This window comes from Rothia sp. QJM3NY_36, from assembly GCF_056173115.1.
Genome location: NZ_CM149658.1, coordinates 1,219,191 through 1,243,992, shown reverse-complemented (window position 1 = coordinate 1,243,992; position 24,802 = coordinate 1,219,191). Strand labels below are relative to the sequence as shown.

The following is a 24,802-nucleotide window of genomic DNA, read 5'->3' as shown; positions in this document are numbered from 1 at the left end:
GGAGCAGGTGCCCCGCCCATGACCCCCAGCCCCGAGAATCCCACGCACCCGGCCGACGCTGCGGACGAGGCGCGGAAGGGCCCGGCTGCCCCCGCCGAGCCGGTGGGGGCGGCGCGCCGCCGCGGCCCGCTGCGCCCGGGGGAGCGGGTGCAGCTCACCGACGAGCGGGGCAGGATGAGCACCATCACCCTGGTCGAGGATGGGCAGTTCCACACCCACCGCGGCGTGCTGCACCACGAGCAGCTGATCGGGCGGCCCGAGGGCATCGTCGTGGAGAACTCCGCGGGCTTCCGGTACCAGGCGCTGCGTCCGCTGCTGAAGGACTTCGTGCTGTCCATGCCGCGCGGGGCCGCGGTGGTCTACCCCAAGGACGCCGGGCAGATCATCACCATGGCGGACATCTTCCCCGGGGCCCGGGTCATCGAGGCCGGGGTCGGCTCCGGGGCCCTGAGCATCTCGCTGCTGCGCGCGGTCGGGGAGGCCGGGCACCTGCGCTCCTTCGAGCGGCGCGAGGAGTTCGCCGAGATCGCCCGAGGCAACGTTGAGACGATGTTCGGCGGGCCCCACCCGGCCTGGGAGCTGACTCTCGGGGACCTCGCCGAGGCCCTCGGGGAGCACGAGCAGCCCGGGACCGTGGATCGGGCCGTGTTGGACATGCTGGCCCCCTGGGAGTGCCTGGACGCCGTCGCCACGGCCCTGGCCCCGGGCGGGGTGCTGATCTGCTACGTCGCGACCGTCACCCAGCTCTCGCGCACCGCGGAGGCGATGCGCGCCGATGGCCGCTTCACCGAGCCGGAGTCCTTCGAGACCATGGTCCGGGGCTGGCATGTGGAGGGGCTGGCGGTGCGCCCGGACCACCGGATGGTCGCGCACACCGGCTTCCTCATCAGCGCCCGGCGCCTGGCCGACGGCGAGCAGCGCCTGGCTCCGAAGCGGCGGGCCTCCAAGACCGACTACACCGCGGAGGACCTGGAGGCCTGGACCCCGCAGGCCCTGGGGGAGCGGGCGGTCTCGGACCGGAAGCTGCGTCGGGCCGCCCGCGATGCCCGCTCCCTGGCCCGCCACGCCGCCGGAGAGGCGGACGAGGACTAGCCGCATCCCGGCGCAACGGATTCGGCCCGGTGCGCCCGGTGGTGAGATGCTGAGAGGCATGTCCACCGCCGAGAATCCCCCCGCCGACCGAGAGCGCGAGCGGCTGCGTCGCGAGGCCGCAGGACTGCGCCAGCAGCGGCTGAGCCTGGACCGCGCCCTGCGCGAGGCCATGGCCCGCAACGAGCGGCTCACCGGAACCCTGCGCACCGCCCAGGACGACATCCGCCGGCTGCGCCAGGCCCTGGCCCAGGAGCTCGAGGCCCCGATGAACGAGGCGCTGGTGCTGCGGGTGAACCCGCCGGTGCGCGCGGGGGCGCTGACCCAGGAGGCCGAGACCCCGGCGATCCTGACCCAGGCCAGCCTGGACGTGCTGCTGGGCGGGCGCCGGATGCGGGTGCCGGTCAGCCTCCTGCTGGACCCGGAGCAGCTGCGCCCCGGGATGGTCGTGCTGCTCACCGAGTCCGCGGGGGCCTGCGCGAACCTCGGCTACCGGCTCTCCGGGGAGATCGCCACAGTCCGGGAGATCCTGGACGAGGACCGCCTCGTGGTGGGCACCGGACAGTCCACCCAGGCCGTGGCCCGTCGATCCGGGCTGCTGGCCGAGGTCCCGCTGGGCATCGGCGACGCGGTGGCCTGGGATCCGGCGGCGGGCCTGGCCCTGTGCACCGTGCCCAAGACCGAGGCCGAGGAGCTGGTCCTGGAGGAGACCCCGGAGACGACCTTCGCGGACATCGGGGGGCTCTCCGCGCAGATCGAGCAGATCCGCGACGCCGTCGAGTTGCCGTTCCTGCATCCCGAGCTGTACCGCGAGCACCATCTGAAGGCCCCCAAGGGGATCCTGCTCTACGGCCCGCCCGGCAACGGCAAGACCCTGATCGCCAAGGCCGTGGCCCGCTCCCTGGCCCAGCGGATGGAGGCCGCCGCCGGCGGGGCCGATGTGCGGGGGTATTTCCTCAACGTCAAGGGCCCGGAGCTGCTGGACAAGTTCGTGGGAGAGACCGAGCGCCAGATCCGGGCGATCTTCTCCCGCGCCCGGGACAAGGCCGACGCCGGCAGCCCCGTGGTGATCTTCTTCGACGAGATGGAGTCCCTGTTCCGCACCCGAGGGGCCGGGCGCTCCTCGGACGTGGAGACCACCATCGTCCCGCAGCTGCTCGCCGAGATCGACGGCGTCGAGGCGCTGGATAACGTCATCGTCATCGGGGCCACCAACCGGGAGGACATGATCGATCCGGCCGTGCTGCGCCCCGGCCGCCTGGACGTGAAGGTGCGGGTGGACCGCCCGGACCGGGAGGGCTCGGCCCAGATCCTCGGACTCTACGTGACCACCGAGCTGCCACTGGACGCGCAGGAGGTGCGCGCCCACGGCGGGGACCGGGCGGCCGCCGTCGCGGCGATGATCGAGACCACCGCCGAGGAGATCTTCGCCCGGGACGAGCGGCACCGGTACCTGGACGCGATCCTCGCCGACGGCCACCGGATCCCGGCGCACTGGGGGGATTTCGTCTCCGGGGCGCTGCTGCGCAACGTCGTGGATCGGGCCAAGAAGCACGCGATCAAGGAGTACCTGGAGACCGGGGAGAAGGGCCTGGCCACCCGGCACCTGGTGCGCAGCGCGGCCGAGGAGTTCGCCCAGCAGCGCGACGCCGCCTCCCGGGCGGATGTGGAGGACTGGCTCAAGAGCCTCGGGCACTCCGTGGCCCTGCAGGGGCTGGAGCGGCCCGCGGCGGCGTCGGGGGAGGGGCGCTCGTGATCTTCACCCGGCCCATGGGCTCCGAGACCGAGTTCGGGGTCAGCTGCCCGACGCGCCCCGGCGCCCACGAGACCATCCTGTCCGCGCTGGTCGTCGACTCCTACCCGGATGCGGCCCGGGACGCGGGCTGGGACTACGCCGGGGAGACGCCGCTGCGCGATGCCCGCGGCGGGCGGATGGAGGAGGAGCAGGCCCACCCGAGCCAGCTGACCCACCGCAGCCGGGTGCTCACCAGCCAGGACGTGGCCCGGGAGCTGATCGCCGATTCCCCGCAGGCCGCGGATCCGCGGTTCTGGGAGCGGGCCGCGATGAACCGCGTGCTGCCGGACGGCGCGCGCTTCTACGTGGATCACGCCCACCCGGAGTACTCCGCCCCGGAGACCACCCACCCGTGGGAGGCGCTGGTGCGCGACGCCGCCGGAGACCTCATCGCCGGCCGGGCGGCCCAGGCGGTGCCCGCCCGCTACGGCGCCTCCTGGCCGGATCCGGTGGTGCTGCACAAGAACAACACGGACAACAAAGCTGTGTCCTACGGCTACCACGAGAACTACCTCGTGCCCCGCCGCATCGACTTCTCCCGCATCGCCGCGGTCATGATCCCCTTCCTGGCCACCCGCCCCGTCCTGGCCGGGGCCGGGCGGGCCGGACTCGGGGCGCAGGGCGTGCGCCCCGGCTTCCAGATCAGCCAGCGCGCGGACTTCTTCGAGCGCACCATCGGCCTGGAGACCACCATCCGGCGTCCCCTGGTCAACACCCGGGACGAGCCCCACGCCGATGCCGCCCGGTGGCGGCGCCTGCACGTGATCCCCGGGGACGCCACCCTCTCCCACACCTCCACGCTGCTGAAGTTCGCCTCCACCGCGGCCGTGCTCACCCTCATCGAGCACGACGCAGCCCCGGCCCTGGAGCTGGCCGCCCCCGTGCATGCCATGCAGCTCATCTCCCGGGACCCCTCGCTGACCACCCGCGTGGAGCTGACCGACGGGCGGCGCCTGACGGGTCTGGAGATCCAGCGGATCTACGCAGAGGCCTCCCGCGAGCGCGCGGAGGCCCTGGGCGCTCTGCAGCCGCGGGACGAGGAGATCTTCCGGATCTGGTTCGAGGTGCTGGATGGGCTCGCGCGGGATCCGCTGAGCCAGGCGGATCGCCTGGACTGGGTCGCCAAGTACGCCCTGATCCGCGGTTACGCCCAGCGCGGCATCGACGTCGGGCACCCGAAGGTGCAGGCCCTGGACCTGCAGTACGCGGATCTGCGCCCGGAGCGCAGCCTGTACGCCAAGCTGGTCGCCCTGGGTCGGATGCGCACCCTGGTGCCGCAGGAGCGGATCGAGGAGGCGGTGCGCACGCCCCCGGAGGACACCCGCGCGTGGCTGCGGGGTCGGCTGATCGTCCTCTGGCCGGATCAGGTGCACTCGGCCGGCTGGGAGGTGCTGGCGCTGCGCGACCCGGACACCGATCGGGTGCACCGCTGGGTCGTTGATGACCCGCTGCGCGGGACCCGGGCCGAGACCGAGCACGTGCTGGAGACCTCACCGAGCGCCGTGGCGGCCCTGCGTAGACTCGGGATGCAGACCCTGGGCTGAGCAGGCCCGCGACCCCGGAGGAGAGGACAGATCGAGATGGCGCAGTTCCGCGACGCCGCGCAGCAGCGGCAGACCGAGACCGGTACCGAGACGGACCAGGAGCTGCTGGGCGCCGCGCGCCCGGTGGATCAGCAGCTGGTGAGCGAATCCGATGACATCCTCGACGAGATCGACAGCGTCCTGGAGGAGAACGCCGAGGACTACGTGCGCGGCTTCGTGCAGAAGGGCGGCCAGTAGGCCCCATGCGCAGCAGGATCTTCGGCGTCGAGACCGAGTTCGGCCTCCGCTTCGCCCCGGACGGGCTGGGGCAGCTGGCTCCCGAGGAGGCCGCCCGCGTGCTGTTCCGGCCCGTGGTGGAGTGGGGGCGGTCCTCCAACGTGTTCCTCGGCAACGGCGCGCGGCTGTACCTCGACGTCGGTTCCCACCCGGAGTACGCGACGGCCGAGTGCGCGAGCCTGACCGATCTGGTCCGTCAGGACAAGGCCGGCGAGCGGATCTTCGAGGATCTCGCCGAGCAGGCCGAGGACGCGCTGGCGCTGAGGGACCGTCCGGGCCGGCTGCACCTGTTCAAGAACAACGTGGACTCGGCCGGGAACTCCTACGGCTCGCACGAGAACTACCTGATCTCCCGGCGCGTGGAGTTCCCACGGCTGGTGCGCCACCTGGTGCCGTTCCTGGTGACCCGGCAGCTGGTGGTCGGCGCGGGCCGACTGCATCCCCCGGGCTCCGCGGCCGCCGTGCAGGCCGGCCGGGAGGGCGGGTCCTACTCCTTCTCCCAGCGCGCGGACCACGTCTGGGAGGCGGCCTCCTCGGCGACCACCCGCTCCCGGCCCCTGATCAACACCCGGGACGAGCCGCACGCGGATCCCTCGGCCTACCGGCGCCTGCACGTGATCGTGGGGGACTCCAACATGTCCGAGACCACCCTGCTGGCGCGGGCGGGCATGACGGATCTGATGCTGCGGATGATCGAGCACCGGGTGGGCCTGCCGGATCTGCAGCTGCGCCACCCCGGGCAGGCCCTGCGCGCGGTCTCCCACGACCCCACGGGTGCCGCCGAGGTGGAGCTGGCCGACGGGCGCCGGCTCAGCGGGCTGCAGCTGCAGCGGATCTGCCTGGAGGCCGCCGCGGACTTCCTCGATGCCCAGGGCTCGGACCGCCCGGAGACCGACGTCGTGATGGACCTGTGGGAGCGCACGCTGGAGGCGATCGAGACCCAGGACATCTCCGGGATCGACACGGAGATCGACTGGGCCATCAAGCGCCGGCTGATGGAGCGGGTCTCACGGGGCCACGGCCTGGATCCCGCCGACCCGCGCCTGGCGCAGGTGGACCTGGCCTACCACGACATCAACCGCTCCCGGGGGCTGTTCCACCTCCTGCAGCGGCGGGGCCTGACCCGGCGGTGGGTCACGGAGGAGCAGATCGCCCAGTCCATCGCCGAGGGTCCGCGGACCCGGGCCCGGGTGCGCGGCGGATTCATCCGCGCCGCCCGCGAGGCCGGCCAGGACTTCACGGTCGACTGGGTGCACCTGAAGATCAACCAGCGTCCCGACCTCTCCCACGTGTGCCAGGATCCCTTCGCGGCCAGCGACCCGGCCGTCGAGGAGACCGTGCGCACCCTGGTGGGTCGCCGGGCTCCGGCAGACCCGCCCGAGGATCAGGCCGGCGTCCCGCTGGTCTAGTCCGGCGCAGGGTGCGCCCCGGCGCATGTACTAGAGTCGGGCACGCATCCACCGGTGAGGCACCGCGAAGACCACCGATCCCGTCAGCGAGGAAAGAATCCCAGTGCGCAAACCCCTCAAGCTCTCCGCCGCCGCGGCCATCCTGGCCCTGGCCCTGACCGGCTGCGGCCAGCACGCGATGGACTCCATCGACTACACGGACAAGGGAGCGGACAAGGCCCCCGAGGTCAGCTTCCAGACCCCGTTCAAGGTCGACGACGCGACCACCAAGGTCCTCAAGGAAGGCGACGGCGCCGACGTCGATCCGGGGGACACCGTCATCGTCAACGCCGCGCTGTACAACGGCGAGGACGGCAAGGAGGTGCAGGACACCTACCAGAGCCAGCAGCCGATGACCGTCGTGCTCAACGACGACGTGAAGGACAAGCTGCCCGAGCTCTACGACGCGCTGGTCAACGCCAAGGTCGGCACGACCTTCGCCTTCGCCCAGGCCCCGGATGAGGCGAAGACCGGCTCGAAGGACGCCTCCGTGCTGGAGGTCTACACCGTGTCCGAGAAGATCCTGGACCACGCCGAGGGTGATGAGGTCAAGGACCTGCCCTCCGGGCTGCCCAGCGTGAAGATCGAGGACGACGGCCCGAAGATCACGATCCCGAAGGACACCGAGCAGCCCACCGAGCTGACCGCCCAGAACCTCATCAACGGCTCCGGCACGGAGGTCAAAGCCACGGACACCGTGTTCGTGAAGTACGCCGGGGTGAAGTGGTCCGACGGCAAGCAGTTCGACTCCAACTGGACGAAGGACCCGACCAGCTTCGCCCTGGACCAGGTCATCGCCGGATGGAAGGACGGGCTGAAGGGCAAGCACGTCGGGGATCGGGTGGAGCTGGTGGTCCCGGCGGACCAGGCCTACGGCACCGACGAGGAGGTCAAGGGCACGAAGAACCCGGGCGGGGCCCTGGTCTTCGTGGTGGACATCCTCGGCACCCAGCCCACCCCGAAGCAGACCACACCCTCCCCGAGCCCCTCCGGACAGGCCTCCTCGGCCCCCGCCTCGGTGGCTCCTTCGGCCTCGGCCGAGAGCAAGTGAGCATCCCACCCCGACGACGATAAGGAGCATCTCATGTCCTTCGGCCAGCGCACCCTGGATCGAACCAAGCCCGAGATCGACTTCCCCGAGGGCCCGGCGCCCACCGAGCTGGTGGTCACCGACCTCATCGAAGGCGCCGGGCGGGCCGCGCAGCGCGGCGACACCGTCAGCTGCCACTACGTCGGCGTCACCTTCTCCGGCGGGGAGGAGTTCGACGCCTCCTGGAACCGCGGGGAGCCGCTGCGATTCACCGTGGGCGTCGGGCAGGTCATCGAAGGGTGGGACCAGGGCCTGCTCGGGATGCGGGTGGGCGGACGCCGCCGCCTGGAGATCCCGGCGCAGCAGGCCTACGGCGAGCGCGGGGCCGGCGGGGTGATCGGACCGAACGAGGCGCTGATCTTCGTCGTCGATCTGGTCGACGCCCGCTGAGCGGCACCGCCGTCGTGGGGCACAGATCCGCCGCGCGCCAGAGGCGGCGCCGATGAGCAGCACCGTGCCGGCCGGGGTCTCCGAGCGTCTGCTGGCCCTGTACGCCTTCCTGATCACCCGGGAGCTTCCCGCGGACCGAGCCAGGATCCGCGAGGCCATCCAGGACTACCGGCAGGCCCCGAGCGAGGAGGCCTTCGAGCGCAGCTTCGAGCGGGACAAGGCGGCCCTGCGCGCCGTCGGTCTCCCCCTGCGCACTGTGCACCGAGCCGATGGCCCGGCCTACGTCCTGGATCAGGACGGGCTGTGGCTGCCCCGGCTGAGTCTCAGCGCACGCCAGCGGCTCTTCCTGGGCCTGGCCTCCCGACTGTGGGAGGAACCGGAGCTGGTGCGCGAGGGCGACCAGGCCCTGCGCCGCCTGCGGGTGCTGACCCCCGAGGCCGCTTCGGACCGAGAGGCCGAGGCCGAGCTCCCCGGGCCCGCGGAGTCCGGGCCGGTGACCGACATCCCCGATGAAGACCCGGTGACCACGGCGCGCCTGGATCGCCTCGAGGTGCGGCTGAGCTCCGCCCCGGGGCTGGACCAGGTGCTGGATGCCCTGGCGCTGGGCGAGGACCTGCGCTTCACCTACCGCGGCGCCCTGGAACTGACCGGGCGGGAGCGACGGATGCGCCCGTGGGGCCTGGGCCAGCGCTTCGGGCACTGGTACGTCCACGGCTGGGATCCGCAGCGGCGGGCGCCCCGGCTGTTCCGGCTCTCGCGCATGGCCCAGCTGCGGAGGGCCCCCGCCCAGGGGCGGTCCGTCCCGACGGACCTGGACCTGTCGGCCGTGCTGGACGGCATCACCGAGGTCTCCGGGCCTCGTGCCGTGCTGCGCGCACCGGCCGCCCTCGCTCCGCTGGTGCGGGACTGGATCGAGGAGGGCCTGGCGCTGCGGGCGGATTCGGAGACCCCGATCACACCGGAGGACGGGGTTCCTGTGCGGATCCTCGACGTGCTGGAGCTGGCTCGCTGCCTGGCCGAAGCCGACGGCGCCGTCACCGTGGAGTCCCCGGAGCTGGGAACACGAGGCCTGGAGGCGGTGCGAACCCGGGCCCGACATCTGGTGGACGCGGCGCAGGACCGACGCGAGCTGATCCGCCGGGCCCGGGCGGAGGGCCGGGTACGCACCCGCCCGGTCCGCCGCAGCCCGGAGCGGGAGAGCCGCTACGCCCGGTTCGCCCGCCTGGCTGATCTGATCGTGCGCCTGTCCGAGGTCCCGGGGGCGGAGGTCTCGCAGCTGGCCGAGGAGTTCGGGGTGGATCGCCGCAGGATCGTGAAGGACCTGGAGATCCTGGCCGACGCGGGCGACGCCGTGGGGGACGGTGCCGACCTGCGGGTCGAAGCGCACGAGGACGACGTGCGCCTGAGCCTGAGCACCCGCCTGGCCGGCCCGGTGCGCCTGGGGCCCCAGCAGACCCTGCGACTGCTGCTGGGCACCCGCCTGCTGGCCGAGCTGCTGCCCGACCACGACGCCGAGCTCGGCGAGCTCGCCCTGATGCTCGCCCGCACGCTGCCGCGCCCGGACGAGGCGGCCGCCCCCGTACCGGCCCTGTCCGTGCGTCTGGAGGAGGACCTCAGTCGGCTCGCCGGACGCCTGCGGGAGGCCGCCCGCACGGGGGGACGGGTCCGGCTGGATTACCGCTCGCGGGGCGATGACCGACCGCGGGAGCGGCTGCTCCAGCCCCTGGCGGTCGAATCCCGGCGAGGCATCTGGTACCTGCGGGCCCGAGACCTCGCCCGGGATCAGGAGCGCACCTACCGGCTGGACGCGGTGCACGGCGTGCACGACGCCGGCCCCGGCCGGCCCGGGGAGCCGGATCTCCCGGCCACGGAGCCGGAGGAAGCGCGGGCCCGGGTGCGGACGGGCGCAGCGGCGCAGGCGAGCATGCTGCTGTGGGTGCACCCCGACGTCGAGGCCGACGCGGCCCGGGAGCTGGGCGCGATCCGTGAGGCCGAGGTCCTCGCCCCGGCGGACCTGGCCCGGGCCGGGCTCTGGCGCATCCCCGTGCGCGATCCCGACCAGCTGCGCCGGGTCCTGCGCCGCCACGGCGGGCAGATGGCGGCCTGGGAGCAGATCCCCGACGTCACACCCGCCACCTGAGCCGCCCCGGAAGCGGGTATCCGGTGCTCGCCGCTGCGGTCCCGGCGCCCCTCGTCTGCGTATACTGGGGCCCATGCCGTGGTGGTTCTGGGTCCTGCTCTGGGCCGTGCTCGCGCTGACGGGCCTCGCCGTGCTCGCGATCCTGACGCTGCGCACCGGACGCCGAGCCCTGGCCGCGCTGGAAGCCGTCTCCGAGCTCGGCGAGGACATGACCCGCCGCTGGGAGCAGGGCTCCGCGGCGGTCGCACGTCACATCCGCCGGACCCCGGTGCCCGGTATCCTGGTTCCGTTGGATCAGGCGCGGCGGGAGTACCTGACCGGGCGGGAGGCACGTCGGGACCGCTTGGCCGCCCGCCGCATCGCCCGTCGTGACCGCCGAGGCCAGCCGCAGCGCGTGGATGACCTGCGCCGCGGCGCACAGAAAGGAAACAACCATGGGTAACCTCTTCCACAGCCCCACGCACCTGCTCATCCTCCTCGTGGTCCTGCTGCTGCTGTTCGGGGCGCCCAAGCTGCCCGGCATGGCCCGCAGCCTGGGCCAGTCCATGCGCATCTTCAAGTCGGAGGTCTCCGAGATGCGCAACGACAAGAAACCCGCTTCCGGCCAGTCCACCACCGTGGTCAACGGCGAGGTCGTCAAGGACGGGTCCGCCTCCTCCGGCGAAGGCTCCACCGCGGCCGACCAGTCCCGCGCCGAGCAGACCAGCACCGGCTCGGATTCCACCCGCAGCTGACCGGGAGCCATGGCACGTACCCAGAGGGCGGACCGCCCGCGCCGTCGCAAGCGCACGCCCGGCGCCCAGATGGAGCTGCGCGAGCACCTGAGGGAGTTCCGCAACCGTCTGATCAAATCCGCCGTCGCGACCCTGGCCGGCATGGTCGGAGGGTTCTTCCTCTACGACCCGGCGATGCAGGCCATCCAGGCGCCCCTGCACCAGATCGCGCAGGATCCCTCCCGCAACATCTCCATCAACTACTCCGCGGTCGGGTCCCCCTTCGACCTCATGGTGCAGGTCTCCCTGACCATCGGCGTCATCCTGGCCTCCCCGGTGTGGCTCTACCAGCTGTGGGCGTACATCCTGCCGGCTCTGCACCGGAAGGAGAAGGCCTACGCCCTGGTGTTCTTCTGCAGCTCCGTCCTGCTGTTCCTGGGCGGAGTGGTCATCGCGTGGCTGTGCATGCCGGCGGCGGTCATCGCCCTGACCATCTTCACGCCGGAGGGCGGGGACAACTTCATCGACGCCAAGACCTACATCGCCTTCGTGCTGCGCCTGCTGCTGGCCTTCGGCGTGGCCTTCGTGCTGCCGGTCGTGCTGGTGGGGCTGAACATGATGGGGCTGATCCGGGGCCGCACCATCCTGAAGTCCTGGCGCTGGGTCGTGGTGCTGGTGGCCCTGCTCGCCGCGATCGCGGCTCCCGGCTCGGACGTGCTGACCATGTTCTACCTCATGGCCCCGCTGCTGATCCTGTTCTTCCTGGCCATCGGCCTGTGCCTGTGGGGGGACCGACGACGGGACCGCAGGGCCGCCGCCGCGCTGGACGATGCCGGCGTCGGATCGGATGCGGCCACCCCGGAGGATCAGCTGCGCACCCTGGGCCGCTGAACCTGTCTCGGGGCTGTCCGCCGCCCGCCGAATCCCGGATGAGCCGCACAGCTCCGCCGATAGGATGGGTATATGCCCAGCTACGCCGACCAGTACCTCGCCGCCCGGGACCGCTCCTCCTTCGCCAAGACCCCGCTGGGGCGCTTCGCCGCCGGACTGGACTTCGAGCTGGATGACTTCCAGCTGCAGGCCTGCCGCGCCGTCGAGGACGGTGAAGGGGTGCTCGTGGCGGCGCCGACCGGGGCCGGGAAGACCGTCGTCGGCGAGTTCGCGGTGCATCTGGCCCGCGCCGAGGGCGCCAAGGCGTTCTACACGACCCCCATCAAGGCGCTGAGCAACCAGAAGTACCAGGACCTGGTGCGGGTGCACGGCGCGGACCGCGTCGGCCTGCTCACCGGGGACGTGTCGGTCAACACCGAGGCGCCGATCCTCGTGATGACCACCGAGGTGCTGCGCAACATGCTCTACGCCGGCGCCCCGACGCTGCGGGGCCTGCGCTACGTGGTCATGGACGAGGTGCACTACCTCGCCGACCGCTTCCGCGGGGCCGTGTGGGAGGAGGTCATCATCCACCTGCCGGCCTCGGTCAGCGTCATCTCCCTGTCCGCGACCATCTCCAACGCCGAGGAGTTCGGGCAGTGGCTGGACGCCGTGCGCGGCTCCACACGCGTGGTGGTCTCCGAGCACCGGCCCGTGCCGCTGTGGCAGCACGTCATGGTCGGCTCGCGGTTGTTCGACCTGTTCTCCGGGGACACCACGATCGCCCAGGCCGCGGACATCGTGCGCGATCGCGGGGCCGACCAGGTGAGGGTCAACCCGGACCTGCTGCAGGCCACCTCCCACCGCACAGGTCCCCGGCGCGGGCGCCGCGGCGGGCAGCGACCCCGCACCCCGCGGACCCGCCGGGCCCCGCGCCCGGTGGTGCTGCAGGAGATGGATCGGGAGGGTCTGCTGCCCTCGATCGTGTTCATCTTCTCCCGAGCCGCCTGCGACGACGCCGTGCGCCAGTGCATCGACGCCGATCTGCGCCTGACCGACGACCGCCAGGCCCGGCTCATCCGGGCCTACCTCGCGGAGGCCACGGTCGGGGTGCCGCTGAAGGATCTGCGCGTGCTGGGATACGACACCTGGCGGGAGGGCCTGACCCGCGGCATCGCCGCCCACCACGCGGGGATGCTCCCGCTGTTCAAGGAGATCGTGGAGCAGCTGTTCTCCCAGGGGCTGGTCAAGGCCGTGTTCGCGACCGAGACCCTGGCCCTGGGCATCAACATGCCGGCCCGCTCCGTCGTGCTGGAGAAGCTCACCAAGTTCAACGGCGAACGCCACGTGGACATCTCACCGGGGGAGTACACCCAGCTGACCGGGCGGGCCGGGCGGCGCGGCATCGACGTCGAGGGCCACGCCGTGGTGCTGTGGAACGACGGGATGGACGCCAAGTCCATCGCCGGGCTGGCCTCCCGCCGAACCTATCCCCTCTACTCGAGCTTCAAGCCCACGTACAACATGTCCGTGAACCTGCTGGATCGCTTCGGGGTCGAGCGGACGATGACCATTCTGGAGTCCTCCTTCGCCCAGTTCCAGGCGGATCGCTCCGTGGTCAGCCAGGCCGCGAAGGTCCGCCGCCAGGAGCAGGCCCTCGCCGGGTACGAGGAGTCCATGACCTGCCACCTCGGGGACTACGCGGAATATGCGGACCTGAAGTACAGGTTGAATCAGCTGGAGAAGAAGTCCACCCGGGACCGCCGCTTCGCCCGCCGGGCCGTCGCCGCGGACGACCTGCGGCTGCTGCAGCCCGGGGACATCCTCGAGGTCCCCCATGGGAAGCACGCCGGGCACGCCGTCGTGATCGCCCGGCCTCAGGAGGCCCGGGACGTGCAGGTGGGGGTGGTCACCGAGGCCGCTCAGCTGCGTCAGCTGCGTCCGGAGGACTTCGCGGGTGCTGTGCGCCCGGTCTCCCGGGCCAAGATGCCCAAGGGTTTCGCCCCCCGCAGCGCTCAGGAGCGCCGGGATATGGCCTCGCGCATGTTCGCCGCCCTGCGCGAGCACAAACCGCCCCGCTCGATCTCCGGGGCGCGGGAGGCCGACTTCGATCCGGCCCGGGACACCCGCCGGGAGGAGATCGATCGACTGCGCACCGCGGTGGAGTCCCACCCGTGCCACGGCTGCTCCCACCGCGAGGAGCACGCCCGCTGGTTCAACCGGTGGGTGCGCCTGCGCCGGGAGACCGACGCCCTGCGCCGGGAGATCGACTCCCGCACGAGCACCATCGCCCACCGGTTCCAGCGCATCACCGACCTGCTCACCGACTACGGCTACGTCGAGCGCGGCGGCGAGCGCGAGGAGCTGAGACTGACCCCGCTGGCGGCGCCGCTGCGCCGGATCTACGGGGAGCGGGACCTACTGACCAGCCTTGCCCTGAGCGACGGGGTCTTCGACGATCTGGACCCGGCGGCCCTGGCCGCGGCCGTGACCGCCGTCGTGCATGAGGGCAAGCGCGAGGCCACGGAGTTCCTCGGCCGGTATCCCGCGGGCCTGGGGGAGCGGATGGCCCAGCTGCGCCGGCTCTGGCAGCGGCTGACCGAGGCCGAGCGGCACCACCGCCTGCCCGAGACCCCCGCGCCGGACGTCGGGCTGATGTGGTCCATGCACCGCTGGGCCCGGGGGGACAGCCTCGCGCAGTCCCTGGAGAACTCCGGGCTGGCGGCCGGGGACTTCGTACGCGCCGCGAAGCAGGTCATCGACGCGCTGGATCAGCTCGGACACGCCCGCGCAGAGGATCCCGACTGGCGCACCCTGTGCGAGGCTGCCGCGGCCCGCGTGCGCCGCGGCGTCGTGCTGCACGAGCTGGACCCGCAGGCGCGCACCCCCGATGAGGCCGCGGCGCAGGAGCCCCGCGCGCAGGCACCGCGCGGGGAGGAACCGATCGAGGAGGAGCGGCGATGAGCGCGCAGCAGCAGATACGAACGGCCGATCGGAGCGCGGCGACGGTGATCTACCGGAACGGCTCCGTGTACTCGCCGGTCGATCCCTTCGCCACCGCGCTGCTGGTCCAGGACGGCCGGATCCGCTGGGTCGGGCAGGAAGCCGGGGCCGACTCCCTCACGGACGTGCACGTGCACACCGTGGACCTGGACGGCCTGCTGCTGACCCCCAGCTTCGCGGCCGCCGGACCGGAGCCCTCGGAAGAGCGGGGCTGGCTGGACCTGCGGCGGGCCGGCGTGCACGCGGTCCTGGATCCGCAGCGCGGGTGGGTGGACGCCGCCGGTCAGCGCAGCCCGCTTCCCGCGCGCGTGCGGCGCCTGGGCCCGCAGGGACCCCTGGATCCGGCGCAGGCCGAGCAGGCGGAGGGCGATCCGCTGCTCGTGCTGGCCCCGGAGGACGCACCGGAGCCGGGCGGATGGATCGACGTGGCCCGGGCGGGCCTGAGCGCCGGGCGACCCCTGGGCGTGGCCGAGGTCCTCGAACCCGGAACGGCCCCGCGGCCGTGGCGGCTCACGCTGGCGGCCCTGCGCCTTGAGCAGCAGGGCCCCGGGATCTCCACCCGCGGCTGCTTCGGGCTGCAGACCCGCGGGGTGCGTCGGGTCTGCGGCGTCGACGGACCCTTCGGCGGCCAGCTCGTGCCGGAGGCCCCCGCGGATCTCATCGGGTGGCGCACGGAGGCGCTCATGGTGCAGACCGCCGATGAGAGGATCGCCGCATGGAGCACGGATCCCCGAGCCCGCACCCCGCTGCTGCCCGCGCTGGGGCCGGATGTCCCGCTCCCGCAGGCCCGCCTCTCCCTGATCGGCACCTCGGAGCTGACCTGGTGAGAGGCCCGTCGGACGGGGTGCCCGGTCGCTGGGTCGGTGCGGGGAAGGGCTGGCCGATATACTGGCCAGCGACCCGAGACTATGCTCGCCGCGCGCCCTGGGACGCGGCGATGAGGAGTGCCCTGTGCGACTGAAGACCCTGACCGTGATCCCCACGTATGACGAACGGGAGGCGCTGCCGGTGGTGGTGCGTCGCCTGCGCGCCGCGCAGCCGCAGGTGCACATCCTGGTGGTCGATGACAACAGCCCCGACGGCACGGGACAGCTGGCCGATGAGATCGCGGCCGCCGATGAGCACGTGCACGTCCTGCACCGGCAGGGTAAGGCCGGCCTCGGCGCGGCCTATCTGGCCGGCTTCCGCTGGGGCCTGGAGCGGGACTACGACGTGCTGGTGGAGATGGACGCGGACTGCTCGCACCAGCCCGAGCAGCTGGGCCGCCTGCTGGAGGCCGTGGAGCGGGGCGCGGATCTGGCCATCGGCTCCCGGTACGTCCCGGGCGGCGAGACCGAGAACTGGCCGTGGTACCGGCAGGCGCTCTCCCGCGGCGCGAATGTGTACACCCAGGTGATGCTGGGCACCGGGGTCAAGGACATCACCGCCGGCTACCGGGCTTTCCGACGGACCACCCTGGAGCGGATCGACCTGGACGGCGTCGAATCCGTGGGCTACTGCTTCCAGGTGGATCTGGGGTGGCGAGCGGAGCTGGCCGGGATGCGCGTGGTGGAGGTGCCCATCACCTTCGTCGAGCGCGAGGTGGGCAACTCCAAGATGGATTCCGGGGTCATCCTGGAGTCCATGACGAAGGTGGCCCGGTGGGGCCTGAGTGCGCGGGCCGCAACCTTGGGCCGCCGCGTGCGCCAGCTGTTCTCCCGAGCCTGAGCAGCCCAGGCGGCAGGGGAGTAAGCCGGCGCCGTCGGGCCCGTTCCCACAGCATGAGAAAGGCCCCCGCGCACCCGTGAAGGGTGGGCGGGGGCCTTTCGCCGCCCTCAGCGCTCCGCGGTCGCACCGTCTGCGGCGCAAGGAGCGCGGCGTGGGTCTTCCGGCGCCTCAGACGGCGTGGCGCTCCCGGTAGTACTCGAGGCGCTGCTGGAGGGTCTGCTCCAGCTCCTCCATGCTGCGCCGCTCCAGCAGCATGTCCCAGTGCGTGCGCACGGGCTTCTCGTGGGAGGCGTCCGGCTTGGACCCGTCCACCAGCACGGCCTCCTTGCCCGACTTGGCGGTCCAGGTCGGGGGGATCTCCGCCTCGGCGGCGAAGATCACGAAGACCCGCTCGCCGTCCTCGGTGCGGTACTCCACCCGCTGGCGCGGGGCCGGCTCCACACCGGCTTCGGTCTCCATGGACTGAGAGCCCAGGCGCATGCCCCGGAGGCTGCGATCGCTCATCGGTGATCCCTTCGCATGTCTCGTCCCGGTCTCCGGCTCGCGAGCCGGGGACGCGCTTTTCTGTCACCCTACAACCGGACGGACCGGCCCGTTATTCCCCGGGATGCCCGGTTCATCCTGGGCCGACCCGCACCGGCGGTTCAGGAGCGGGCGGGTCCCTCGTCGGGCTCGGCGCCGGCCTCGGGTTCGGCTGCGGTGCCGGAGGCGGGGGTGCGGGGGAAGGGATCCGCCGCGGACGCCGGGGCCTCCGGGTCGATGCTGGAGGGCGGCATCTCGAATTCGTCGGGATCCACGCTGGTGCGCGTGGGATCCGCGGTGAGGTCCTCATCGGTGATGCGAAGCTCTGGGCTGTCCACGATCGGCTCGTCCTCCGGTTCAGGCTCCGGGGCGGGCTCCTGCTCATCCGTCCCGCCGAAGGGGGAGAGGGGATCCCCGGGGGTGCCGTCGCCGAAGGCCTTGCCGATGCCGCGCAGGGCGTCGCCGAGCTCGGTCGGCACGAACCACAGCTTGTTCGCGCTGCCCTCGGCCAGCTTCGGCAGGGTCTGCAGGTACTGGTAGCTGAGCAGCTTCTGGGTCGGCTTAGCCCGGTGGATCGCGGTGAACACCTTGTGCACGGCCTGAGCCTCGCCGTCGGCCCGCAGAATCGCGGCCTTCGCGTCGCCTTCCGCGGAGAGGATCGCGGCCTGGCGCTCACCCTCCGCGGTGAGGATCTGGGACTGCTTCTCGCCCTCGGCCGTCAGGATCGCGGCACGCCGGTCCCGCTCGGCGCGCATCTGCTTCTCCATCGAATCCTGGATGGAGGCCGGCGGGGTGATCTCCTTGATGTCCACGCGGGACACGCGCAGCCCCCAGCGCCCGGTGGTCGAGTCCAGGACCCCGCGCAACTCGGCGTTGATCTGATCGCGGGACGTCAGGGTCTGCTCCAGGTTCAGCCCGCCGACGACGTTGCGCAGGGTCGCGCTGGTCAGCTCGTCCACGGCGTGGATGTAATTGGTGATCTCGTAGGTCGCCGCCTGCGGATCGGTGACCTGGAAGTAGACCACGGTGTCGATGCCGACCACGAGGTTGTCCTCGGTGATCACGGACTGGGACGGGAAGGAGACCACCTGCTCGCGCAAGTCGATCAGGGGCAGCACCCGGTCGATGAACGGCACCGTGAAGTGCAGACCGGGGTTCAAGGTGGTGTGGTACTTGCCCAGGCGCTCGACGATCCCGGCACGAGCCTGGGGGATGATGCGCACGGCCTTGAACAGCACGACCGCGACGAACAGGATGAGCAGGGCCAGCAGGATCAGTCCTGCGGTTCCGCCGTTCATGGTTTCTCCTCGGGGGTCAGGGAGGGGACGCGGCCCCGCCGGTGATGGTGGATGGTGTCGAGGGTCAGTGGGCGGAGACGGAGGACTCGCCGGCATCGGCGTCGGGGTCGACCACAGCGGTCGCCCCGTCGATGCGCACGACCCGTCCGAAGGCGCCGGTGTCCAGGCTCAGCCCGCCCGCGCTGCGAGCGGTCCAGACGTCGCCTTCCAGGCGCACCAGCCCCTGGAGGCCGGTGACCCGCTCCAGGGCCTGCACGGGTCGACCCACCAGCGCCTCGGCGTTGTTGCGGGTCTCCGGGGTGTTGCGGTTCAGCCGCCGGACCATGGACGGGCGCACCAGACCGAGCAGGGCCAGGGAGACCGCGGCGAACACCAGCACCTGGATCGGCCAGGAACCGGTGGCGACGGCGGTCACCGCGGCGGCCGCCGCGCCGCCGGCCATCATCAGGCAGACGAACTCCAGCGAGAACATCTCGATCACGCCGAGCAGGAGCACGACCAGCAGCCACAGGGCCCAGGGATTCTGTGCGAACCAGTCGAACATGGCGGGTGGGTTCCTCTCCGGTGGCGATGTCGGCTCGTGCTCACCATCCTGCCGAATCCGGGCACCGAGGGCCACCTCATGCGCGGGATCCCGCCGCCCCATAACACGCCGATAATCTACATTATGTAAAGTAGAGCGCGGAGCGCCCCTCCTCCGGCGGCGGCGGATGCGGCTCGAAACGAGGTCCCCGGTAGATTCGGAGATCATGAGCTCTCGGCATCCCCGCACCACCGCATCATCCTCCGACGCCGCGCCGACGCGGGCGGTGTGGCCCGTTCTGACGGCCGACGTTCTCGCTGTCGTGGTGTTCGCCGGCCTCGGCAGGCTCTCGCACGGCGAAGATCTGCTGGGCACCCCGGTGACGGCCTGGCCGTTCCTCGTCGGCCTGGCCGTCACCTGGCTGGTCTGCCGCGCCTGGCGCGCCCCGGGCGGGCTCTGGCCCACCGGGATCGTCATGTGGCTGGGCACGGTGCTGCTCGGCATGGTGCTGCGCCGCCTCGTCGGCGAGGGCACACACTGGAGCTTCGTCGTCGTGACCCTGATCGTCACCGGGATCTTCCTGCTCGGGCACCGTGCGCTGGGGCGGCTGCTCGCCCGCCGTTGCCCCTGAGGGCATCCGGCAGAGGTCAACCTCAAGCTGAGGTTGTGTCTTCGTCGAGCTCTCCATCGGTCAGGAACCGGATCCAGCGCTCCAGCAGCCGCTGCGCGGCCCCCGAATCCAGGGCCCGCTGCGCGCGCGGAATCGCCTCGCCGATCCGCTCGGCCAGCGGGCAGCCGACGTCCGCCCGGCGCGCCACGAGCCCGGCGGCGGCGTTGAGCACGACGGTGTCCCGGATGGGACCCGGCTCCCCCGCCAGCACCCGGCGGATCACCTCCGCGTTGTGCGCGGCGTCCCGGCCGGTGATGTCCTCCAGGGTGTTTCCGGGCAGGTCCACGTCCGCCGGCTCCAGGCGCATCCGCTGGATCTGCCCGTCCGCAGTCTCCCAGATCTCGTTGGGCCCGATCAGGCTGAGCTCATCCAGGTTCCGGGCGCCGGTGAAGACGAGGGCGCGGTCCCCGCGGCGGGCGAAGACCTCCGCCATGAGCGGGGCCATCCTCGGGTCCGCGACGCCGATCACCGAGGAGCGCACCCGGGCGGGGTTGGCCAGCGGCCCCAGCACGTTGAACACGGTCGGGACGCCGAGGGCGCGGCGCACCGGGGCGATGTGGCGCATGGCCGGGTGGTAGGTGTTGGCGAACAGGAAGCTGAATCCGACGGCGTCGGCGGCCGCCTCGATCCGCTCCTGCGGGGCATCCAGGGGCACCCCGAGGCGCTCCAGGGCATCCGCGGAGCCGGTCGCGGAGGTCGAGGCGCGGTTGCCGTGTTTGACCACCTTCTCCCCCGCGCCGGCGATCGTCAGGGCCGCCATCGTCGAGATGTTCACCGTGTTGTGCCGGTCCCCGCCCGTGCCCACGATGTCCACGGCCTCCCGCGACCCCGCATAGGGCCGAGCCATGGCGAGCATGGTCTCGGCCAGGCCCCGCAGCTCGGCGGCCGTCTCCCCCTTGGTGCGCAGGCCGATCAGGAAGCCGGCCACGACCGCGGGGTCCGCACTCCCGCTCATCATCTCGCGCATGGCCCAGGCGGCCTGCTCCTCAGTGAGGTCCTCACGCCGTTCGATGGCGAGGAGGAGCTGCGTCCAGCTGGTCCCGGTGCTCTGCTGCGTCGTCATGCCTTAAAGACTAGGAGAACACGCGCACAGGGTGCGCCGCCACCCTGGGGAGCATCCGCACGTGTTCTGGGCGTCTGCTGGGAACCGCTCCCCTGCCCTTGCCATCCGCGCCGGTACGGGTTACGTGATCTTTACGATGGTCGGGGGCCGGAAACACGCGGGATTCGGCGGGCCGCAGGCCCTGTGAGGGACACGCCGAGGGGTCGACATGGGCGCGCCTGTTGGTGGCCTGTGAGTTTTACCGACATAATGTCTGTGTGACAACTGCATCCCATACCCCCAGTCAGTCGGCGGCACCGACCCTGAACCGGCCCAACATCGTGTCCGTAGGCACGGTGGTGTGGCTGGCCAGCGAGCTGATGTTCTTCGCCGGCCTGTTCGCCATGTACTTCACGCTGCGTGCCACCTCCCCCGAGGTCTGGGCGGAGGACACGAAGCTGCTGGACGTGCCCCTGGCCTTCGGCAACACCGTGGTCCTGGTGCTCAGCTCCGTGACCTGCCAGTTCGGCGTGTTCAAGGCGGAGCAGCTCAAGGCCCGCCGCACCGGCTCGATCTTCCAGATCGGCCAGTGGGGCATGGTCGAGTGGTTCTTCCTGACCTTCATCATGGGCGCCGTGTTCGTGAGCCTGCAGGCCATGGAGTACGCGACCCTGGTGCAGGAGGGCGTGACCATCGCCGCCAACGCCTACGGCTCGGCCTTCTACATCACCACCGGATTCCACGCGCTGCACGTGACCGCCGGGCTCATCGCGTTCCTGTTCATCATCGGACGGGCGCTGGTGGCCAAGCGATTCGGGCACTACGAGGCCACCTCCGCGATCGTCGTGTCCTACTACTGGCACTTCGTCGACGTCGTGTGGATCGTCCTGTTCGCCGTCGTCTACTTCCTGAAGTAGCACCGGCCTGCGGGCTCCCCCACGTACTCACTCACACACCGAAGGATCATTGACGTGAAGGCACTTTCCCAGAAGCGGCGTCACCCGCTGGCGGCCGTCGTCCTCCTGGCCATCGCCCTGGTGCTCACCGGCGGTCTCTACGCAGTTGCCACCGCCTCCAACCAGGCCCAGGCTGACACCGCCGCGTACACCAGCCAGGACATCGAGCAGGGTGAGAAGCTGTTCAGCGCCAACTGCGCCACCTGCCACGGCACCGAGGCCGACGGCACCGATGCGGGCCCGTCGCTGATCGGCGTGGGCGCTGCCGCCGTCGACTTCCAGGTCGGCACCGGGCGCATGCCGCTGGAGATGCAGGGGGTGCAGGCCCAGGTCAAGCCCGGCCAGTTCAACGACGAGCAGATCAAGCAGCTCGCCGCCTACGTGGCCTCCCTCGGCGCGGGCCCGGGGGTGCCCGACGACGAGGACGTGGACGTGTCCAAGGGCGACGCCGCCAACGGCGCCAAGGTCTTCCTGGCCAACTGCGCCATGTGCCACAACGCGGCCGGCGCCGGTGGTGCGCTGACCCGCGGCAAGTGGGCCCCGACCCTGATGGGCGTCTCCGAGAAGCACATCTGGGAGGCCATGGAGACCGGCCCGCAGAACATGCCGGTGTTCAACGACGCGAACATCACCCCCGAGGAGAAGCGCGACGTCATCACCTACCTGAAGTCCCTGGAGACCAACACGACCCCCGGCGGCTTCGCGCTGGGCTCCCTGGGCCCCGTCTCCGAGGGCCTGTTCATCTGGACCATCGGGCTGGGCATCGTCATCGCCTTCACCGTCTGGCTGACCTCCCGCTCCGCCTGAGCGGACAGGCCGCGCTCACACACAAGAATTCGTACCTAGGAAGATAGAGGAACACATGGGCAACCATCGTGACGCAGCACCGGAGAGCTCCGGCGCCGTCGCTACCTCCGATCAGCACCGCGAGGGCTCGTTCCCCGATCCGGGGCTTCCCCACCACCGTCCGCGCCTGACGGATGTGGACCCGAAGGCCGCCAAGAAGGCCGAGCACCGCGTCTCCTGGCTGTTCGTGCTCTCGATGCTGGGCTCGCTGCTGTTCTTCGTGGGCTTCTTCGGGGTCCGCGTGGACGGCGACATCTACGACGTCATGGATCCCGATCCCACCGCGCGGCTGCGCCTGCAGAACCTGCTGCTGGGGCTGGGCATCTCCTTCGCGATGTTCGGCATCGGCGTCGGGATCGTGCAGTGGGCCCGCAGCCTGATGCCCGATCACGAGATGGTCGAGATGCGCCACGAGATCTCCGCCGAGCCCGACCGGGCCGAGGCCCAGGAGATCGTGGAGACCATCATCGAGGAGTCCGGGGTCAAGCGCCGCCCGCTGCTGCGCAACACCCTGATCGGCGCCGTGATCCTCGCGCCGCTGACCTTCGTGACGCTGTTCCGCGAGCTCGGCCCGATCAACCCGGGTGTGCTCAAGCAGACCCTGTGGGGCGAGGGCGTGCGTCTGGTCCGGGATCCCTCCGGCACCCCGATCCGCGCCGCGGACGTCACGATCGGCTCCGCCTACCACGTGCTGCCGGAGAACATCCTCGGCATCTCCCACCAGGACGGCTACCTGGAGGAGAAGGCCAAGGCCGTCGTGCTGCTGATGCGCATGAAGCCCGAGGAGATGCACGTCTCCGAGGGGCGCGAGGACTGGAACGTGGACGGCATCGTCGCCTACTCCAAGGTCTGCACCCATGTCGGCTGCCCGATCGCCCTGTACGAGCAGCGCACCCACCACCTGCTGTGCCCCTGCCACCAGTCCACCTTCGACGCCTCCCACGAGTGCGAGGTCGTCTTCGGACCCGCGGCTCACGCGCTGCCCCAGCTGCCCATCCGGGTCAACGCCGAGGGCTACCTGGAGGCGCGCAGCGACTTCCACGAGCCCGTCGGCCCGGCCTACTGGGAGCGCGGCAAGCAGAAAAAAGAAATGGCGAGTGAGGCCTGATCATGTCCAACGCTGTGACCGAATACCAGCCGGAGACCCGCACCGGCCGCATTGCCAACTTCGTCGACTCCCGGGTTGGGATGTCCGGGATCATCAAGGAGTTCGGGCGGAAGATCTTCCCGGACCACTGGTCCTTCATGTTCGGCGAGGTGGCCCTGTACTGCCTGGTCATCCTCATCCTGTCCGGCACCTACCTGACCTTCTTCTTCAACCCCACCATGGACACGGTCGTCTACGACGGCGCCTACGTGCCCATGAAGGGCGTGGAGATGTCCGGGGCCTACGCCTCGGCGCTGGACATCTCCTTCGAGACCCGCGGCGGGCTGTTCATGCGCCAGGTCCACCACTGGGCCGCGCTGATGTTCGTCGTCGCGATCGCGGTGCACATGATGCGCGTGTTCTTCACCGGCGCCTTCCGCCGCCCGCGCGAGCTGAACTGGGTCGTCGGCGGCACGCTGTTCGTGCTGGCCATGGCCGCCGGATTCACCGGCTACTCCCTGCCGGATGACGTGCTCTCCGGCAACGGCCTGCGCATCATCGACGGCGTCATGAAGGCGATCCCGCTGGTCGGCACCTACCTCTCCCTGTTCTTCTTCGGCGGGGAGTTCCCGGGCCACCACGTGATCGGGCGCCTGTACACGCTGCACATCATGATCGTCCCGGCCCTGATCCTGCTGACGGTGGCCATCCACCTGTTCATGGTCGTCGTGCACAAGCACACCCAGTACCCGGGTCCGGGCCGCACCGAGAAGAACGTCGTGGGCTTCCCCGTGGGCCCCGTCTACGCCGCGAAGGCCGGCGGGTTCTTCTTCATCGTCTTCGGCGTGATCGCCCTGCTCGGGGCGACCACCACGATCAACGCGATCTGGAACTACGGCCCCTACGATCCCTCCCCCGTGCAGGCCGGTACGCAGCCGGACTGGTACATCGGCTGGGTCGACGGCGCGCTGCGTCTGATGCCCGGCTCCTGGCCGTGGCACTGGCAGCTGCAGGCCGGCGGCACCTGGGTCCTGGCGGTTCTGCTGCCGATGATCCCGGCCGCGATCCTGCTGGGCGTGTTCTTCACCTGGCCGTGGCTGGAGCGCTGGGTGACCAAGGACAACCGGGAGCACCACATCCTGGATCGTCCCCGCAACGCCCCGTTCCGCACGGGTGCCGGGGTCGCCGGGATCACCTGGTACGCCGTGATGATGACCGCCGCGAGCTCCGACCTGATCGCCACCCACTTCCACGTGGCCTTCAACGACGTGCTCTACGTGCTGCGGTTCCTGTTCTTCTTCGGCCCGTTCATCGCCTTCGAGATCACTCGGCGGATCTGCCTGTCCCTGCAGCGCAAGGACCGGGAGCTGGTCCTGCACGGCGTCGAGTCCGGTCGGGTCGTCCAGCTGCCGCACGGCGAGTTCATCGAGATCCACGAGCCGCTGAACGAGTACGACCGGTACCGCCTGGTCTCCTTCGAGTCCCCCGTCTACCAGCCGGCCACCCCGGATGAGGAGGGGAAGATCGGCGGCAAGGAGAAGATCCGCGGGGCCCTGTCCCGCGTGTTCTTCCACGACCGGGTCGCCCCGGTCACCCCGCGTGAGCTGGAGGCGGCACAGCACCACCACGAGCTGGAGTCCGACGAGAAGCACTGATCCGCTCCCCCGGTCTGGACAGGCCCCGCGCATCGGCTGATGCGCGGGGCCTCTTCGCATACTCTGGGCCGGGTTCGGACCGGGCTCACCTCGCGGGCCGTTCGGGAGGGGTTCGTCGTTTCGGGACCGGAATACCCC

General features: G+C 71.2%; 23 protein-coding genes. 19 read left to right on the top strand and 4 right to left on the bottom strand.

Annotated elements, in window-relative coordinates:
- Positions 1 to 18: 18 nt before the first annotated feature.
- The 14 genes from AC0VXQ_RS05445 to AC0VXQ_RS05380 all read left to right on the top strand — a co-directional run bounded on the left by AC0VXQ_RS05445 (position 19) and on the right by AC0VXQ_RS05380 (position 16,065).
- Positions 19 to 1,092 (top strand): tRNA (adenine-N1)-methyltransferase, encoded by a 1,074-nt coding sequence (locus AC0VXQ_RS05445; RefSeq protein WP_081046162.1) that lies wholly within the window; start codon positions 19 to 21, stop codon positions 1,090 to 1,092.
- A gap of 58 nt (positions 1,093 to 1,150) precedes the next feature.
- Positions 1,151 to 2,845, top strand: a complete 1,695-nt coding sequence (gene arc, locus AC0VXQ_RS05440; RefSeq protein ID WP_058731723.1) for a proteasome ATPase — start codon at positions 1,151 to 1,153, stop codon at positions 2,843 to 2,845.
- Positions 2,842 to 4,428, top strand: a complete 1,587-nt coding sequence (gene dop, locus AC0VXQ_RS05435; protein ID WP_224799498.1) for a depupylase/deamidase Dop — start codon at positions 2,842 to 2,844, stop codon at positions 4,426 to 4,428. The genes arc and dop overlap by 4 nt, the downstream gene beginning before the upstream one ends.
- Positions 4,429 to 4,464: 36 nt before the next feature.
- Entirely contained in the window at positions 4,465 to 4,665 is a 201-nt protein-coding gene (locus tag AC0VXQ_RS05430) for a ubiquitin-like protein Pup (RefSeq protein ID WP_058731722.1), read from the top strand.
- A gap of 5 nt (positions 4,666 to 4,670) precedes the next feature.
- A complete protein-coding gene (pafA, locus tag AC0VXQ_RS05425) occupies positions 4,671 to 6,113 on the top strand; it encodes a Pup--protein ligase (protein ID WP_058731721.1) in 1,443 nt (480 codons plus the stop codon).
- 103 nt (positions 6,114 to 6,216) lie between these two features.
- Positions 6,217 to 7,203 carry an FKBP-type peptidyl-prolyl cis-trans isomerase gene (locus tag AC0VXQ_RS05420; protein WP_260008458.1) on the top strand — a complete coding sequence of 329 codons (987 nt, stop codon included), beginning with the start codon at positions 6,217 to 6,219 and terminating at the stop codon, positions 7,201 to 7,203.
- Between the two features lie 33 nt (positions 7,204 to 7,236).
- Complete coding sequence (locus tag AC0VXQ_RS05415) at positions 7,237 to 7,632, top strand: FKBP-type peptidyl-prolyl cis-trans isomerase (protein ID WP_260008456.1); 396 nt, start codon at positions 7,237 to 7,239, stop codon at positions 7,630 to 7,632.
- Positions 7,633 to 7,684: 52 nt separating this feature from the next.
- On the top strand, positions 7,685 to 9,772 hold the full coding sequence (locus AC0VXQ_RS05410) for a helix-turn-helix transcriptional regulator (protein WP_260008454.1): 2,088 nt from the start codon (positions 7,685 to 7,687) through the stop codon (positions 9,770 to 9,772).
- A gap of 73 nt (positions 9,773 to 9,845) precedes the next feature.
- On the top strand, positions 9,846 to 10,214 hold the full coding sequence (locus AC0VXQ_RS05405) for a hypothetical protein (protein ID WP_058730877.1): 369 nt from the start codon (positions 9,846 to 9,848) through the stop codon (positions 10,212 to 10,214).
- Positions 10,207 to 10,506: a Sec-independent protein translocase subunit TatA gene (gene tatA / locus AC0VXQ_RS05400; protein ID WP_058730876.1), complete on the top strand. Its 300-nt coding sequence runs from the start codon at positions 10,207 to 10,209 to the stop codon at positions 10,504 to 10,506. Before AC0VXQ_RS05405 ends, tatA begins: the two co-directional genes overlap by 8 nt.
- A gap of 9 nt (positions 10,507 to 10,515) precedes the next feature.
- Positions 10,516 to 11,376 carry a twin-arginine translocase subunit TatC gene (gene tatC, locus AC0VXQ_RS05395; protein WP_224799497.1) on the top strand — a complete coding sequence of 287 codons (861 nt, stop codon included), beginning with the start codon at positions 10,516 to 10,518 and terminating at the stop codon, positions 11,374 to 11,376.
- Positions 11,377 to 11,448: 72 nt separating this feature from the next.
- Positions 11,449 to 14,319: a DEAD/DEAH box helicase gene (locus tag AC0VXQ_RS05390; protein ID WP_081046183.1), complete on the top strand. Its 2,871-nt coding sequence runs from the start codon at positions 11,449 to 11,451 to the stop codon at positions 14,317 to 14,319.
- Positions 14,316 to 15,185 carry a hypothetical protein gene (locus AC0VXQ_RS05385; RefSeq protein WP_260008449.1) on the top strand — a complete coding sequence of 290 codons (870 nt, stop codon included), beginning with the start codon at positions 14,316 to 14,318 and terminating at the stop codon, positions 15,183 to 15,185. Before AC0VXQ_RS05390 ends, AC0VXQ_RS05385 begins: the two co-directional genes overlap by 4 nt.
- 130 nt (positions 15,186 to 15,315) lie before the next feature.
- Positions 15,316 to 16,065 carry a polyprenol monophosphomannose synthase gene (locus AC0VXQ_RS05380; protein WP_058730885.1) on the top strand — a complete coding sequence of 250 codons (750 nt, stop codon included), beginning with the start codon at positions 15,316 to 15,318 and terminating at the stop codon, positions 16,063 to 16,065.
- Positions 16,066 to 16,233: 168 nt separating this feature from the next.
- Here AC0VXQ_RS05380 and AC0VXQ_RS05375 read toward each other — a convergent pair whose 3' ends face one another.
- The 3 genes from AC0VXQ_RS05375 to AC0VXQ_RS05365 all read right to left on the bottom strand — a co-directional run bounded on the left by AC0VXQ_RS05375 (position 16,234) and on the right by AC0VXQ_RS05365 (position 18,429).
- Entirely contained in the window at positions 16,234 to 16,569 is a 336-nt protein-coding gene (locus tag AC0VXQ_RS05375; protein WP_058730873.1) for an RNA polymerase-binding protein RbpA, read from the bottom strand.
- Positions 16,570 to 16,709: 140 nt separating this feature from the next.
- Positions 16,710 to 17,885 carry an SPFH domain-containing protein gene (locus tag AC0VXQ_RS05370; RefSeq protein WP_058730872.1) on the bottom strand — a complete coding sequence of 392 codons (1,176 nt, stop codon included), beginning with the start codon at positions 17,883 to 17,885 and terminating at the stop codon, positions 16,710 to 16,712.
- Between the two features lie 64 nt (positions 17,886 to 17,949).
- Positions 17,950 to 18,429 carry an NfeD family protein gene (locus AC0VXQ_RS05365; protein WP_058730871.1) on the bottom strand — a complete coding sequence of 160 codons (480 nt, stop codon included), beginning with the start codon at positions 18,427 to 18,429 and terminating at the stop codon, positions 17,950 to 17,952.
- Positions 18,430 to 18,634: 205 nt separating this feature from the next.
- Between AC0VXQ_RS05365 and AC0VXQ_RS05360 the strand changes: the two genes are divergently transcribed.
- A complete protein-coding gene (locus AC0VXQ_RS05360; protein WP_224799496.1) occupies positions 18,635 to 19,039 on the top strand; it encodes a DUF3054 domain-containing protein in 405 nt (134 codons plus the stop codon).
- A 22-nt stretch (positions 19,040 to 19,061) separates the two neighbouring features.
- Here the strand turns inward: AC0VXQ_RS05360 and trpD are convergent, their stop codons facing one another.
- On the bottom strand, positions 19,062 to 20,141 hold the full coding sequence (trpD, locus tag AC0VXQ_RS05355; RefSeq protein ID WP_475527935.1) for an anthranilate phosphoribosyltransferase: 1,080 nt from the start codon (positions 20,139 to 20,141) through the stop codon (positions 19,062 to 19,064).
- A gap of 257 nt (positions 20,142 to 20,398) precedes the next feature.
- On the opposite strand from trpD, the gene ctaE reads away from it, so the two are divergent.
- The 4 genes from ctaE to qcrB are packed head-to-tail and all read left to right on the top strand — an operon-like array spanning position 20,399 to position 24,664.
- Entirely contained in the window at positions 20,399 to 21,037 is a 639-nt protein-coding gene (ctaE, locus tag AC0VXQ_RS05350) for an aa3-type cytochrome oxidase subunit III (protein WP_196826202.1), read from the top strand.
- Between the two features lie 54 nt (positions 21,038 to 21,091).
- On the top strand, positions 21,092 to 21,883 hold the full coding sequence (qcrC, locus tag AC0VXQ_RS05345) for a cytochrome bc1 complex diheme cytochrome c subunit (RefSeq protein WP_224799494.1): 792 nt from the start codon (positions 21,092 to 21,094) through the stop codon (positions 21,881 to 21,883).
- A 55-nt stretch (positions 21,884 to 21,938) separates the two neighbouring features.
- Entirely contained in the window at positions 21,939 to 23,030 is a 1,092-nt protein-coding gene (gene qcrA / locus AC0VXQ_RS05340) for a cytochrome bc1 complex Rieske iron-sulfur subunit (RefSeq protein ID WP_475527934.1), read from the top strand.
- A gap of 2 nt (positions 23,031 to 23,032) precedes the next feature.
- Positions 23,033 to 24,664, top strand: coding sequence for a cytochrome bc1 complex cytochrome b subunit (qcrB, locus tag AC0VXQ_RS05335; RefSeq protein WP_475527933.1), 1,632 nt, complete (start codon positions 23,033 to 23,035; stop codon positions 24,662 to 24,664).
- The last annotated feature ends 138 nt before the right edge of the window (positions 24,665 to 24,802 follow it).